Annotated in this window: 13 protein-coding genes; 3 read left to right on the forward strand and 10 right to left on the reverse strand. The window is 65.0% G+C overall.

The genetic code is table 11. The annotated features are described in order from the left end of the window. Positions 1-39: 39 nt before the first annotated feature. The 4 genes from cueR to rph all read right to left on the reverse strand — a co-directional run bounded on the left by cueR (position 40) and on the right by rph (position 4,480). The gene (gene cueR / locus AB5Y59_RS16550) at positions 40-429 is read right to left on the reverse strand and encodes a Cu(I)-responsive transcriptional regulator (protein WP_010676100.1); all 390 of its coding nucleotides are present in this window, start codon (positions 427-429) and stop codon (positions 40-42) included. Further along, positions 426-2,855: a heavy metal translocating P-type ATPase gene (locus AB5Y59_RS16555; protein WP_319859196.1), complete on the reverse strand. Its 2,430-nt coding sequence runs from the start codon at positions 2,853-2,855 to the stop codon at positions 426-428. The genes cueR and AB5Y59_RS16555 overlap by 4 nt, the downstream gene beginning before the upstream one ends. A 179-nt stretch (positions 2,856-3,034) precedes the next feature. Then, the gene (gene pyrE, locus AB5Y59_RS16560) at positions 3,035-3,688 is read right to left on the reverse strand and encodes an orotate phosphoribosyltransferase (protein WP_010676102.1); all 654 of its coding nucleotides are present in this window, start codon (positions 3,686-3,688) and stop codon (positions 3,035-3,037) included. A 75-nt stretch (positions 3,689-3,763) separates the two neighbouring features. Further along, positions 3,764-4,480: a ribonuclease PH gene (gene rph / locus AB5Y59_RS16565; RefSeq protein ID WP_162726540.1), complete on the reverse strand. Its 717-nt coding sequence runs from the start codon at positions 4,478-4,480 to the stop codon at positions 3,764-3,766. A gap of 146 nt (positions 4,481-4,626) precedes the next feature. Here rph and AB5Y59_RS16570 point away from each other — a divergent pair, with 146 nt between their 5' ends. Beyond that, positions 4,627-5,490: a YicC/YloC family endoribonuclease gene (locus AB5Y59_RS16570; RefSeq protein ID WP_069784594.1), complete on the forward strand. Its 864-nt coding sequence runs from the start codon at positions 4,627-4,629 to the stop codon at positions 5,488-5,490. Positions 5,491-5,678: 188 nt separating this feature from the next. Here the strand turns inward: AB5Y59_RS16570 and AB5Y59_RS16575 are convergent, their stop codons facing one another. From AB5Y59_RS16575 to waaF, 3 genes are all read right to left on the reverse strand, one after another. Further along, positions 5,679-6,557 carry a DMT family transporter gene (locus AB5Y59_RS16575; protein ID WP_368212372.1) on the reverse strand — a complete coding sequence of 293 codons (879 nt, stop codon included), beginning with the start codon at positions 6,555-6,557 and terminating at the stop codon, positions 5,679-5,681. Positions 6,558-6,668: 111 nt separating this feature from the next. Further along, the gene (gene waaA, locus AB5Y59_RS16580) at positions 6,669-7,937 is read right to left on the reverse strand and encodes a lipid IV(A) 3-deoxy-D-manno-octulosonic acid transferase (RefSeq protein WP_139736541.1); all 1,269 of its coding nucleotides are present in this window, start codon (positions 7,935-7,937) and stop codon (positions 6,669-6,671) included. Position 7,938: 1 nt separating this feature from the next. Beyond that, a complete protein-coding gene (gene waaF, locus AB5Y59_RS16585) occupies positions 7,939-9,036 on the reverse strand; it encodes a lipopolysaccharide heptosyltransferase II (protein WP_113069244.1) in 1,098 nt (365 codons plus the stop codon). A gap of 339 nt (positions 9,037-9,375) precedes the next feature. Here waaF and AB5Y59_RS16590 point away from each other — a divergent pair, with 339 nt between their 5' ends. After that, positions 9,376-10,152: a glycosyltransferase family 2 protein gene (locus AB5Y59_RS16590; protein ID WP_010676108.1), complete on the forward strand. Its 777-nt coding sequence runs from the start codon at positions 9,376-9,378 to the stop codon at positions 10,150-10,152. Positions 10,153-10,491: 339 nt separating this feature from the next. Here the strand turns inward: AB5Y59_RS16590 and AB5Y59_RS16595 are convergent, their stop codons facing one another. Then, on the reverse strand, positions 10,492-11,535 hold the full coding sequence (locus AB5Y59_RS16595) for a glycosyltransferase family 9 protein (RefSeq protein ID WP_010676109.1): 1,044 nt from the start codon (positions 11,533-11,535) through the stop codon (positions 10,492-10,494). A gap of 221 nt (positions 11,536-11,756) precedes the next feature. Between AB5Y59_RS16595 and coaD the strand changes: the two genes are divergently transcribed. Beyond that, the gene (gene coaD / locus AB5Y59_RS16600) at positions 11,757-12,239 is read left to right on the forward strand and encodes a pantetheine-phosphate adenylyltransferase (RefSeq protein ID WP_010676110.1); all 483 of its coding nucleotides are present in this window, start codon (positions 11,757-11,759) and stop codon (positions 12,237-12,239) included. A 74-nt stretch (positions 12,240-12,313) separates the two neighbouring features. On the opposite strand, the gene AB5Y59_RS16605 is transcribed toward coaD, so the two are convergent. Together AB5Y59_RS16605 and mutM are read right to left on the reverse strand one after the other, a co-directional pair. Then, on the reverse strand, positions 12,314-13,186 hold the full coding sequence (locus AB5Y59_RS16605) for a VirK/YbjX family protein (RefSeq protein WP_103260972.1): 873 nt from the start codon (positions 13,184-13,186) through the stop codon (positions 12,314-12,316). 176 nt (positions 13,187-13,362) lie between these two features. Beyond that, a complete protein-coding gene (mutM, locus tag AB5Y59_RS16610) occupies positions 13,363-14,175 on the reverse strand; it encodes a bifunctional DNA-formamidopyrimidine glycosylase/DNA-(apurinic or apyrimidinic site) lyase (RefSeq protein WP_049636089.1) in 813 nt (270 codons plus the stop codon). Positions 14,176-14,191 lie beyond the last annotated feature (16 nt).

Consider the following 14,191-nt stretch of genomic DNA (forward strand, 5'->3'; position numbering starts at 1 on the left):
CAGACCCTTTTCTGCAGGGTCGAATGGCGCAACCCTCCCTCACCCTTTCTCCAGCTCGTCGAGGATGGGGCACTGGGGATTCGCATCTCCGTGACAGCAGCTCACCACCTCCTCGAGGGCGCTGAGCATGGCTTGCAAACCGGCGATGCGGGAGCGCAGATCGACGATTTTCTCCTGGGCCAGCTTCTTCACCTGGGCACTGGTTCTGTGCTCGTCCCGATAGAGCGCCAGCAGCTCCTGGCACTCCTCCAGATTGAAGCCGGTCTCCCGCGCCCGCTTGACGAAGCGCAACTCCCGCAGGGAGGCATCCGTATAACTGCGATACCCGTTGTCGCTGCGCACTGGCGACGAGATGAGGCCGATGCTCTCGTAGTAGCGGATGGTCTTGGCGGTCAGGCCGGTGGCCTTGGCGACCTTGCTGATGTTCATGAATGACTCCTTTGGGATTCAGATGCACGCAGGCTGCCCGCCCGGGGCTGCCAGCGCTTCAATAACAGGGAATTGCTCAAGACGGTGATGCTGCTCAGGGCCATGGCCGCCCCCGCCAGCTCGGGGCTGAGGTAACCCAGTGCCGCCAGCGGAATGCCGATGATGTTGAACACGAAGGCCCAGAACAGGTTCTGCTGGATGGTGCGCCAGGTGGCCGCCGAGATGTCGATGGCATCGGCCACCAGCCGCGGGTCGGATCGCATCAGGGTGATGGAGGCGGTCTCCATCGCCACGTCGGAGCCGGAGCCCATGGCGATACCCACATCCGCCGCCGCCAGCGCCGGGGCGTCGTTCACCCCGTCTCCCACCATGGCGATCAGCCCGCTGGTTTGCGCCCGCAGCGCTTCGACTTTTTCCACCTTGCCGGCTGGCAGCACGGAGTCAAAGGCCCCGTCCAGCCCCAGCTTGGCGGCAATATGGGCCACCGGCACCGGTCCATCACCGCTCACCAGCCAGCTGGCGATGCCGCGCTGACGCAGGGTGACGATGGCATCCGGACTCTCGGGGCGCAGGGTATCGGCCAGCGCCGCAATGCCGGCCACCACGCCGTCGATGGTCACCCAGACCCGGGTCGCGCCGTCGGCAGGCGGTTTATCCTGCGCGGGCACCTCAATGCCGAGCTGGGCCAGCAAAGAGCCATTGCCGATGGCGACCGTATGACCGGCGACCTGACCGACAATACCGGCACCGACCCGCACCTCCACCGCCTCCGGCTGGGGCAGCGTAGTCTCCTTGTCGACCGCCTCGCGCATGGCCAGCGCCAGCGGGTGTTCGCTCGCCTGCTGCAGAGCGGCAGCGAGGCGCAGTTGCTCATCGTTGCCGCTCCAGCTCGCCAGCACGGGCCGGCCCTGGGTCAAGGTGCCGGTCTTGTCGAAGATAAGCGCCTTGATGGCGTGGGCCTTTTGCAGGGTATCGACATCTTTGATCAGAATGCCGTGGCGCGCCGCCACCCCGGTACCGGTGACGATGGCCGCCGGCGTCGCCAGCCCCAGCGCACAGGGACAGGCGATCACCAGCACGGCCACCGCTGCCAGCAGCGCCTGACCGAAGTCGTTGCTGATGGCGTACCACACCAGCAGGGTGAACAGGGCGATGGCCATCACCACCGGCACGAACACGGCGGAGACCTTGTCCACCAGCTGTTGCAGCGGCGCCTTGCCCATCTGGGCACTCTCCACCAGGGCGATGATCTTGCTGAGGCTGGAGTCCTCCCCCACCGTAGTGGCTTCAATTTCCAGCACGCCGGAGCGGTTGATGGCACCGCCCAGCACCTTGTCGCCCTCACCGCGCGGAATCGGCAGGCTCTCACCGGTGAGGATCGACTCGTCCAGCTCGCTGGCGCCGCTCATGATTTTGCCATCCACCGGCACCCGCTCACCCACCAGCACCAGCAGCCTGTCGCCGCGCAGCACCTCGTCGATGGCGACGCTCTGCCAGCGCTCGCCGCGCCAGACGGTGGCGGTTTCCGGCCGCAGCGCCATCAACTCGCGAATGGCGGACTGGGTGCTGCGTCTGGCTCGCGCTTCCAGCAGTTTTCCGAGGGAAATCAGGGTAATGATGATGGCACTCGCCTCGAAGTAGAGTTGGCCACTGGCGGCCACCCCCAGATTAAGCAGCAGATAGAGGCTGTAGAAGTAGGCCGCACTGGTACCGGTCGCCACCAGCACATCCATGTTGGCGGAGCGGTTCTTGATGGCGAGCCAGGCGCCGCGATAGAAGCGGGCCCCAATCCAGAACTGCACCGGGGTGGCGAGCACCAGCTCCAGCCAGGCGGGCAGATGCCAGGGCAGCAGACCGGCCATGGCCAGCATCCCCACCAGCAGCGGCAGGGTAAGCAAAGCCGAGACGATGACCCGGGTTTGCGCCTGACGGGCGCTGGCGGCCTCCTGCGCTTCCCGCTCCAGCAACTGCTGGCGGCGGCCGCTGGCCGAGCCTTGCGCCAGTTGGGCGCCAAAGCCGAGGGCCTCGATCTGCTCGCGCAGGGCCGCGGGCGTCTGCATCCCGGGTACCAGCACGATACGAGCCTGCTCGATGGAGAAGTTGACGTCGGCGGAGATGACGCCGGGCAGCGCCGCCAGCATCTTGTTCAGGCGGGCCGAGCAACCGGCACAGGTCATGCCGGTGATTTGAAACAGGATGGTCTCACTGCCGTAGTCGTAACCCTGCGCCTTGATGCTCTCCAGCACCGCCGGCAAACGGTCAGAGCTGGCCAGCTCGATGGCGGCTTGCTCCAGTGCGAAGTTGACGGTGGCCGATACCCCATCGAGCTTGTTGAGGGCGGTCGTGATGCGGCCGGCGCAATTGGCGCAGCTCATGCCGCTGAGCGGCAACTGCAGATGAATGGGTGATTGAAGATGAGTGGTCATGTTGTTCCTCCCCGGAACCCGTCGGCACCACAAAACGCCGACCGGCAAACCCTAACCTTTACTGTAAGGGTAAGCTCAAGCCACATGATCCACTTTTTGCAGATGAAAAAACGGCGCCCGTTTGCTGCCAGAGAACAAACGGGCGCCGCCTTCAACTATTGCGCGGTATGCGCGGCGACTCAGATACCGTACTGGGCGCGGTAAGCCTTCATGGCGGCCAGTTGCGCCGCCAGCTCCGGCTGTTCGGCCTGCTTCTCTTCCAGATACTGGATCAGATCGCTCATCTGGATGATGGCGATGATGTGGGCACCGTAGTCACGCTCCACTTCCTGAATGGCGGAGAGCTCGCCCTTGCCCTTCTCCTGACGGTCCAGCGCGATCAGCACGCCAGCCAGCGAGGCGCCGTTGGCCTGGATCAGATCCATGGATTCGCGGATGGCGGTGCCGGCAGTGATGACATCGTCCACCAGCATGATGCGCCCCTTGAGCGGGCTGCCCACCAGATTGCCACCCTCGCCGTGATCCTTGGCCTCCTTGCGGTTGAAGCACCAGGGCACGTCCACGTCGTGCTGCTCCACCAGCTGCACCGCGGTGGCGGAGGCGATGGGGATCCCCTTGTAGGCCGGGCCAAACAGCACGTCGAATTCGATGCCGGCATCCATCAGGGCGGCGGCATAGAAGCGGCCGAGACGGGCCAGATCGCGGCCGCTATTGAACAGGCCGGCGTTGAAGAAGTAGGGGCTTTTACGACCGGATTTCAGGGTAAATTCACCGAATTTGAGGACCTGCTTCTCCAGGGCGAACTCGATAAATTGACGCTGGTAGGCTTTCATTCTGGCTCCTTGCTTGGCTTGTCGTTGTCTTGTGTGGGGGTATAAAAAAACGCGGTCAATGCCGCGTTTTTAAAATCATGCAAGTGACTGCTTCTGCAGCGCAATGATGTCGGCGATGCCGCCCTTGGCGAGGGCCAGCATGGCCAGCAGCTCCTCGTGGGTGAAGGGTTCGGCCTCCGCGGTGCCCTGCACCTCGATGATGCGACCATCTTCGGTCATCACCACGTTCATGTCGGTCTCGGCGGCGGAGTCTTCGATGTACTCCAGATCGCAGATGGCCTCCCCTTCGAACATACCGACGGAGACGGCGGCGATCATCTGCTTGAGCGGGCTCTGTTTGATCAGCCCCTTCTCCATCATCCAGTTCAGCGCATCCACCAGCGCCACGCAGGCCCCGGTGATGGCGGCGGTGCGGGTACCGCCGTCGGCCTGCAACACGTCGCAGTCAACGGTAATGGTGTGCTCGCCCAGGGCACTCAAGTCTACCGCCGCGCGCAGGGAGCGGGCGATCAGACGGGAGATCTCCAGGGTGCGGCCGCTCTGCTTGCCGGAGGCCGCTTCGCGGTTCATCCGGGAGTGGGTGGAGCGCGGCAGCATGCCGTACTCGGCAGTGACCCACCCCTGCCCCTTGCCTTTGAGGAAGCGCGGCACGCTGGTGTCGACGCTGGCGGTGCAGAGCACGCGGGTGTGGCCGAATTCCACCAGCACGGACCCTTCAGCATGCTTGGTGAAGTGGCGGGTGATGGTTACCGGACGCACCTGGGCGGCGCTGCGATCGCTGGGACGGGACATGGGACTGACCTCTGGGCTGGCTGAATTGGCGCAGGAGTATAAGCGATCGCTACTCAAATATCAGCCGCTAAAACCACCTCGTCGGCTGACGGAGCAGGCCTGGCTGAGTATACTGGCCGCACACTTCATCAAGCCCGGAACAATCAATGATTCACAGCATGACCGCCTACGCCCGCAAGGAACTCAAGGGCGACTGGGGCACAGCCGTTTGGGAAATTCGTTCGGTCAACCAGCGCTATCTGGAGACCTACATTCGCCTGCCGGAACAACTGCGCAGCCTGGAGCCGGTTCTGCGTGAGCGCTTCCGCGCCAAGCTGCAGCGCGGCAAGGTGGAGTGCAACCTGCGTTTCGAGGCCGCGCAAGCCGCTGCCAGCCAGCTGCACATCAATGAAGAGCTGGCCAAGCTCATCATCGACAGTGCCAACTGGGTAATGAAGGAAGCGGGCCAGGGCCAGCTCAACCCGGTCGACGTGCTGCGCTGGCCGGGCGTGATGGCTGCCGCCGAGCAGGACATGGACGTGGTCGCCACCGAGCTGCTCGGCGGGTTTGACCTGACCATGGAAGATTTCCTCGCCTCCCGCGCCAGCGAAGGGGCCAACCTCAAGGCGCTGATCGAACAGCGTCTGGCCGGCATCCAGGTAGAAGTGAAGAAGGTGCGGGAGCACCTGCCGCAGATCATCGAGTGGCAGCGCCAGAAGCTCACCGACCGCCTGGCCGAGGCCAAGGTGGAGCTGGATCCTGCCCGCATCGAGCAGGAGATCGTGCTGCTGGCCCAGAAGATCGACGTGGCCGAAGAGCTGGATCGCCTGGAGATGCACATCAGCGAGACCAACAAGATCATGAAGAAGGGTGGCGCCTGCGGCCGTCGCCTCGACTTCATGATGCAGGAGTTCAACCGCGAGTCGAACACGCTGGGCTCCAAGTCGATCAACGCCGAGGTGACCCAGTCCGCCGTCGAGCTGAAGGTCCTCATCGAGCAGATGCGCGAGCAGATCCAGAACATCGAGTGATCTCCCTCATCGATGCACCAGCCCCCGCCACGCGGGGGCTTTTTTATGCTCGTTTCCCGCAGCGCTCAGCCGCCTGACTGATGGTAACCCCTAGCAAAGGGAGCCCGACATGTGCCATCACGCAAAGAGGGTCTGCCATGCAGACCCTCTCGCTTTTCCGAACCACTTAGGTTTTTCGCCCGTTCAGGCTAGACCGGTGACTTCAGCCTTCGGCTGCGCAGCAGAAGGGGGAGCTGGTAGAGCACCAGCGCGCCCAGCACCAGGCCGGCGCCGGCCAGCTTGGCGGGGCCCAGCGGTTCGTCACAGAAGAGGGTGCTTAAGATCAGGGTCCAGACCGGTTCGAGCAGCATCAGCAGGGCGGCGTGGGCCGTGGTCATCCGGCTCAGGGCGTGGGTGAGCAGCCAGTAGCGCAATGTGGTGGCGATCAGGACGCTGGCCGCAAACCAGCCCCAGATGCCAGTGCCGATGCTGGCGGGCCACTGCTCGGTCAGCAGGGAGAGCAGGGTGCCGAGCAGTCCGGTCACCGCCAGCTGGATGCAGGTGAGCCAGGTAGGGGGAATGGACTGGGCGAAGTGGCGGTGTACCGCGAGCTGGACCCCCAGAGTGGCGGCCGCCGCCAGAAACCAGAACAGGGAGAGCGACACGCCCCAGTGGGTGCTGCTGGAGAGCAGCAGCAGACCCGCGACAGCCACGGGCAGAGTCAGCCAGTAGTGGCGGCCGGGTCTGGCCTTGAAGGCGGCCCAGGCGGCGAGCGGCGCCATCAGGGTGGCCACGCTCATGATGAAGGCGCCACTGCCGAGGGCATCGCTCTGGCTGATGGCGGTAACCCAGAACAGCAGGCTGGCCCCGAGCAAAGTGCCGCACCCGGCGGCGCGCAGCAGCTGTGAGCCACTGGGGGGCGGCTCGCGCAACCAGGCGAGCGGCAATAGCAGCAGGGCGGCCAGCAGGAAGCGGCTGCCGATAAAGGCGGCGGTGGGCAGTTCGCGAATCGCCTCTTTCGAGAAGAGCCAGCCAGCGGCGGCCAGCAGGGTGACCAGTATCATCAACAGCAGGGGAGCGCGGTTCATCGGGGCATCACAGGGTCAGGGGCAAAGGGCAGAGCATAAAGGAAAGGGACGCGGATTGTCTCCCGGGGTTTGGCAGACATGCTGGCGGGGCGGCCACCACGCCGCCCCGCCTCAGTCGTCACTTTCCAGGCTGGCGAGGCAATGGGAGAGGGTGCGTGCCAGCGCCCCCTGGTTGCGCAGCACCACGGCGCGGGCCTGCTCCCCCATCTCGCGGCGAGCAGGGGCATCGCCGAGCAGGGTGCTCACCCGGTGGCCGAGCGCCTCGGCGTCCGCCACCACGGCCGCGCCCCCCTGGGCCACCAGCTGGCGGGTGATGTCGCTGAAGTTGAAATAGACGGGGCCGGTCAAGCAGGGTTTGCCCAGCGCCGCCGGTTCCAGCAGGTTGTGACCGCCCACGGGCACCAGGCTGCCACCGACAAAGGCGAGATCCGCCGCCGCCAGCATCAGCGGTAGCTCGCCCATGGTGTCACCCAGGTAGATCTTGTCCCTCTCGCCGACCGCTCTGCCCGCCGTGCGCCGCACGCAACCGTAGGGGGCGCACAGCTCGGCCACCCGATCGAAACGCTCGGGATGGCGCGGCACCAGGATCAGCAGGGCGGAGGGATGGGCCTTGAGCACCCGATCGAAGGCGGCCAGCACCTGCTCGTCTTCCCCCTGGTGGGTACTGGCGGCGATCCAGACAGGTCGTGCCTCCCCCAGTTGCTGGCGCAGGGCACGGCCCCTGGCCTGCACCTCGTCGCCAAACTGGATGTCGAACTTGATGGATCCGGTCACCGCCAGCCGGTTGCGCGCTATGCCCAGCCGATGGAAGCGATCCGCATCGTCCTGATGCTGGCACAGCAGGTGGGTCAGCGGGCGGCTCAAGGCATCGAAGGCCCCCTGGAAGCGACCATAGCGCTGACAGGATCGCTCCGAGAGGCGGGCATTGAGGATGGTCACTGGCAGGTGCCGTGCCTCGCAGGCCGCCAGCCAGTTCGGCCACAGTTCGGTCTCCATCACCCAGAGGGCACGGGGCTTGACGGTGCTCAGAAACGCCGAGATGGCCCAGGGATAGTCGAGAGGCGCATAGCGGTGCACCACCAGATCCCCGAGCTTGGCCGCCTGTTCAGCGCCGGTGCGGGTGGTGGTGGTGAGCAGGATGGGCAGCTCGGGGCGCTCGGCCTTGAGGGCGCGGATGAAGGGGGTGATGGCCAGGGTCTCCCCCACGCTCACCGCATGGATCCAGAGGGGAGCCTCCTGTCCGGTCGGCGGCAATCGTCCCAGATGCTCGGCCCAGCGCGCCCCGAAGCCGGGCTTGCCTTTCTTGGGCTTGTAGAGCGCCAGCAGCGCCAGGGGCAACCCCAGGTGGATCAGCAGGTTGTAGAGCAACCGGTAGATCATGCTAGCTATTACCTGGTTCAGCAGCGGAGGATTCCACCGGCTGCCGCACTATGGTCAGATCTGCCGTTTCCCCACGCTCCAGCCGATTTCCCGCCTCGATGACCTGTTCCGGCATCAGCTCGATCAGGCACTTGAGGTGGCCGAACTTGCAGGTGCGCTTGAAGCAGGGGCGGCACTCGATGTCGGTGTGGACGATCTCGACCCTGTCCGCCAGCGGTGGGGTATAGAGGGGCGAGGTGGAGCCGTAGACGCCGATCAGCGGCCGGTTGAGGGCGGCCGCCACGTGCATCAGGCCCGAGTCGTTGGCGATGACCCGACCGGCCAGCGCCATCAGATCGATCGCCTCGTGCAGGCTGGTCTTGCCCGCCAGCACGTGGCAGTTGGGGCGCGACAGGGGGTTGATCCGATCGCGGATGGTGTTGGCCACGTCCACGTCCTTGCCCGAACCGAAGATCCACACCTGCCATCCCTCGTCGAGGTGCTTTTGCGCCACCACGGCGTAGTGCCCTTCCGGCCAACGTTTGGCCGGGCCGAACTCGGCCCCCGGACAGAGTACCAGCACAGGGCGGGCACGATTCAGGCCGAGCCGCTCCAGCGCCTTGCCCTGGTTGATGAGATCCACGTGCAGGGAGGGATGGGGAATAGCGGGAATGTCGTCCCGACTCTTCATCTGCCCCTTGGGGTAGGCCAGAGCCACATAGCCTTCCACCATCAGCGGGAAGGCCTGCTTGTTGCTGCGCATGTCGTTGAGCAGACCGAAGCGGTGCTCCCCCTTCCAGCCGGTGCGCACCGGGATCCTGGCAAACCAGGGGATGAGGGCCGACTTCATGGAGTTGGGCTGGATGATGGCCTGATCGTACTGCTCCGTGGCCAACTGCTTGCCAAGGCGGCGGCGTGCCCCCAGCTTGAAGTCACCGTGGCCAAGCGGCATGGGGATGGCCTTGTCCACCTCGGGCATGCGCTCCAGCAGCGCAACGCACCAGGCCGGCGCCATCACATGGAGCTCGCTGCCCGGGTGGTTGCTCTTGAGCGCCTTGTAGAGGCTCTGGGACATCACCATGTCGCCGACCCAGGAGGGGCCGATCACCAATATCTTCATCGCGCGTCTTCTCTCGGGACTGGCCCGGCTGTTGATCATTACTGGGCGAGATTATGCCCCAAGAAAGGCCGAAGAAATAACAGAAGATACCCGTCTGCTCCCGCAAACCGCCTCCCTGGCAGGATCGGCTCCCCCGCGCATCCCTCCTGAGGCCCTCTTCGACCCGGACACGGCGTGCCCTGGGCCACCGACTGCCGGGTAGCAGAGATCCCCCTTCCCCCGCATTCAAAAGCGGGCCCACCGGGCCCTCGGGTCATGCCCCGCGCGGGGTTTTAGGCTAGAATGGGCGCCAATCCGAGCATGACCCGCCCGCCGGGCACCAACAAGAGTCCCTTGCCTGTGAAAAAACCGACCCTGGCGGCCGTCCTGATCGTCAAGAACGAAGCCGACAACCTCCGTGCCTGCCTCGCCTCCCTCGAAGGCCTGGCGGATGAAATCGTCATTCTCGACTCCGGCAGTCAGGATGACACTCCGGCCATCGCCGCCGAATTTGGCGCCCGCTTCTTCGTCAACACCACCTGGCCCGGTTTCGGTCGTCAGCGCCGCCTCGCCCAGTCCCATGTCCAGTCGGAGTGGGTGCTGTGGCTGGACGCGGACGAGCGGCTCACCCCCGAACTCAGGGAAGCCATCCAGGGGGTCATGGCCAACCCGGCCAGCGACACCATCTACTCCATCCCGCGCCTCTCCTGGGTGTTCGGCCGCTTCATCCGCCACAGCGGCTGGTACCCGGATCGGGTGCTGCGCCTCTACCCCAAGGCGCTGACCGGCTACAACGAGGCGCTGGTACACGAGAAGGTGGAGGTGCGCGCCAACATGAAGATCGTCAATCTGCAGGGCGACCTCCTCCACTACACCTACCGGGATCTGGAACACTACCTGGTCAAATCCGCCGGCTACGCCCGCGCCTGGGCCGATCAGCGCACCGCCCGCGGCAAGAAGGGATCCCTCGGCCAGGGGCTGGTCCACGCCGTCGGCTGCTTCCTCAAGATGTACCTGCTCAAGGCCGGTTTCCTCGACGGCAAGCAGGGCCTGCTGCTGGCCATCCTCTCCGCCCACTCCACCTTCGTCAAATACGCCGATCTCTGGGTTCGCCAGCAGCCCCAGCAACCGAAATAGGGCATCGCGCCTCAAACATCGCATTAATCACTCACCCCTTGTTCCAGCGGGACAAGGGGCGAACCCCATTGCCATGGAGCGGGCGTAGCCCTCGCCGGGCCGCTCACGGCGCAAACCTGGGCGCCACGGACGAAAACTGGCCGCTATAAGCCGAATGCATGGATATTGGCAACATGACCCGACTCCGGCTTATACCGACAGGTTTCCCCTGCCAGGGGTCCGGACAGGTCCGTCAAGGGGCTGTCGGGAGCCACGCCCGGTCGGCCGGTCTGCCAGCAGGGAGCATCCCCATACAGACAGGGCCCCGCGGGGCCCTGTCTGTATGTTCTGTGTGCGCTCTCAGCGCTCGGCGCGCCAGAAGGGCGGCGCCCAGCGGGCGATCTCTGCCGCCATGGCCTTGGGATCGAGCTGGCTCATGTCCTCCGGGTGGTCGCTGTCTTCCGGCGGGCTGAAGGGCAGATGGCGCCCCTCGCCGTTGAGCGGCCGCCAGCGCAGCGGCGTCGCCGAACGGTGTGCCGGGAAGAAGCCGACCGTCGGCACGTCCATGGCCGCGGCGATGTGCAGGGGCCCCGTGCTGCCCGCCACGAACAGGGCGGCGTTGGCCATCACCTGGCAGAACTTCGGCAGCCCCTCGTCGGAGCGATAGATCCAGCCGTTGCCCCCATGGGCCAGTAGTTCGGCCGCCAACTGCTCCGCCTTCCCCTCCTCCCCCGGGCCTGCCGTCAGCACGCACTGCAACTCGGGACAGGCCTGGTTGAGCTTGATGATGAGGCGCGAGTACTGCTCGATGGAGAGGTTGTTGGCCGAGCCGCCGCTGCCCGCGTGCACCATCAGCCAGGGGCGGCTGGCGTCGAGCCTGAGACGAGCGGCGACCTGCTCGCGCACCTGCAGCAGGCTCTCGGGGTCAAAGCCGAGGTAGGGTCCTTGTGGCTCTACCACGGTCTGATGCTGATCGGCGAGGAAGCGGCGCACCAGATCCAGGTTGTATTCGTACTCCGGCTTCTGGGAGCGGGAGCGGCGCTGCACCAGGCGCTGGTTGTAGAGCACCTGGGCCAGCTTGGTGGCCGGGGCCAGCCGGTAGGGAATGTGCGCCTTCCACACCAGCTTGGCATTGCGGGTGTTGGAGAAGAGGCAGATGGAGGCATCGAAGGCGGCCGCCTTGATGCGCGCCAGCAGGGCGCGTTGCTGCTCCTTGTCGGCCCGGGCACCCGGATCCAGGATGATCTCGTCGATCCAGGGGCAGAGGCGGGCCAGGGGCGCCGTGTAGGCGGGAACCAGGGCAGTCACATGACACTCCATGGAGCGCTTGAGCATGGCAAAGCTCGGCCACGCCAGCATGAAGTCACCAATCTTGTCATTGCGGACTACCAGAATACGTTTCATAAAAAATCCCTATGCTCCCTGTCACCAGCGAAGGAGGCTTGATGCGCGATGCGGGTATTCTTGCCTGATGCAGGGCGATTCTCAAGCGAAGACGCCACGAGGCTCCGATTTGTGCGACCCCGGCCGCCGCTCAGCGCCAGAAATCCGCGCCATCCCGGTCGCGACAAACCGGCAACAGCCCCTATAATGCGACCAGTTTTCCGGTTTCAGGAATCAGCAGCATGACCAACAAGGTAATCTATCCCGGCACCTTCGATCCCATCACCAACGGCCATACCGATCTCATTGGCCGCGCCGCCAGACTGTTCGACGAGGTGGTGGTCGGGGTGGCCAACAGCCCGAGCAAACGGCCGCTGTTCGATCTCGAGGAGCGCGTTCAGCTGGCCCGGCAGGTGACGGCTCACCTGCCCAATGTCAAGGTGGTGGGCTTCTCCGGCCTGCTGGTGGATTTTGCCAGGGAGCAGCAGGCCAACGTGCTGATCCGCGGCCTGCGCGCCGTCTCCGACTTCGAATACGAGTTCCAGCTCGCCAACATGAACCGTCGCCTGATGCCCACCCTGGAGAGCGTCTTCCTTACCCCGGCGGAGGAGAACTCCTTCATCTCCTCCACCCTGGTGAAGGAGGTGGCGCTGCACGGAGGTGACATCCACCAGTTCGTCGACCCCCTGGTGGCTCAGGCCATCGCCGCCAGACAGCAGCGCTAATCCCCTCCCCTGATGGGCAGAAACGAACAAGGGCTACCCGCGGGTAGCCCTTGTTGCATCAACGCACTGCACGCCTAGCTGCGGGCAAACTGCTGGCGGATCGCCAGCTCCAGCTGATCGAGCCACTCGTAACGGCGCCGGTACATGGCCCGCTTCTTGGAGGCGATCTCCTCCAGCGGCTTGCGCACCACGGGTTGCAGCCGCACGAAGTTGGCGTCCTGATCGAGGGCGCCAAACTCCTGCCACAGCTCGTCGTAGTCCGCCTGCAGGCAGGCTTTCTTCTTCTTGCTGTACCGTCTTGCCTGGAAGATGTGGGCCTTCATGCGCACCGCACAGACCCGGTGGGCCCCCATGGCCCCGGCCAGCGCCATCACCAGCATCACCACCAGCGACTTGGGTCTCAGACCCTGACCCGCCCGGGTCAATGCCCGCACCTGCTCCTGGGGCTGCTCGACACAGGGCTCTGGCCCCTGCACCGACCCGATCACCAGGGCCAGCTCCTGTTCGTTGCCCGCCAGGGAGAAGGCACAGCTGTAGAGTCGCTCCCCCCGCGCGTTGACGATGGAGAGGGCCAGCTCCGCCTCCCGGCGGAAGGTGCCGTCGTGACGCAGCACGATGCGCCAGCCGCCATCGGGATAATGGCCCAGCACTATCCCCTCCCCCAGATAGAGCGGGTCGATGAGCTCGGGGTACAGGCCCAGCAGCAGGCGGTAGTGATCCTCCACCATCTTGACCCGCTGGTTCACCGTCGAGCAGGCGAAGCGATAGGGGCGCATCGGCTTGTCGAGCAGCTCGGGGTGGCGGGCGGGAAGCGCTCGCAGGGGGGCGCTCTGGAACAGCTCGAATACCCGGTTCAACTGCGCACGGTAGAGCAGACTGCGCAGCAAAAACTTGCCGCGATTGAAGGTCTTGCGGGCGCTGTCTTCGGGATAGAGGAAGCGGGCCATATCGTGGGCACAATAGTGCCCCTGCCGGGATAAATGTTCCCAGTCTATTGATTTAGCTGTCATTTTATTACCTCGCAGCCTGAACTGGCGAGATAGTAGTCATGGGCTGACGCCGCTTCAACAGACCGGAAATACTCTCTTACAACTTGGCCGGTTCCGGCTCAAAAACCCCTCTTTCAGCGTTGGCAGTGGGAGCAGAACACCGTGGTTCGCTGGCCCATCTTCACCTCGGTGAGCAGGGTGTGGCAGTGGAAACAGGGCTGGCCGCCACGGCCGTAAACCTGCAGCTGCTGCACGAAATAGCCTGGCTTGCCGTCGGCGCTGGTGAAATCCTTGAGGGTGGTGCCCCCCTGGTGAATGGCTTCGGCCAGCACCCGCTTGATCTCGCTCACCAGGGTGCCCAGCCGCTCGGCGCTGATGTTGCCCGCCGCCCGCCTGGGATGAATGCCGGCGGCATAGAGCGCCTCGTTGGCGTAGATGTTGCCCACCCCGACCACCACATGATTGTCCATCAGGAACTGCTTGATGGCGGTGCTGCGCCCCTTCGCCCGCTCCCGCAGGTAATCGGCATGGAAGGCATCGGTGAGGGGTTCCGGCCCCAGCTTGGCGAGCAGGGCATGGGCCTCGGCCGGTTCGCGGGTCCACAACAGGGCGCCAAAACGGCGTGGATCGTTGAGCCGCAGCAGCTTGCCGTTGGCCAGCTCGATATCCACGTGATCGTGCTTCTCGGCCGGGGTGCCGATGTCCAGCACCCGCAGGCTGCCGGACATCCCGAGATGCAGGATGGCGGTGCCGAAGTCGGTCTCCAGCAACAGGTATTTGGCGCGGCGGCTGACCCGGTGGATGACGAGATCCACCAGCTCCTGGATCTCGCCGGGCACGGGCCAGCGCAAGCGGCCGTCCCGCACCACCACGCGGGTCACCTTGATGCCGGTAAGCCAGGGGGAGATGCCCTGGCGGCTGACTTCGACTTCCGGTAATTCAGGCATGGGCGATCTCTCGTTC

The sequence above is a fragment of the Aeromonas sp. s10 genome (assembly GCF_040907975.1).
Classification (GTDB): Bacteria; Pseudomonadota; Gammaproteobacteria; order Enterobacterales; family Aeromonadaceae; genus Aeromonas; species Aeromonas caviae.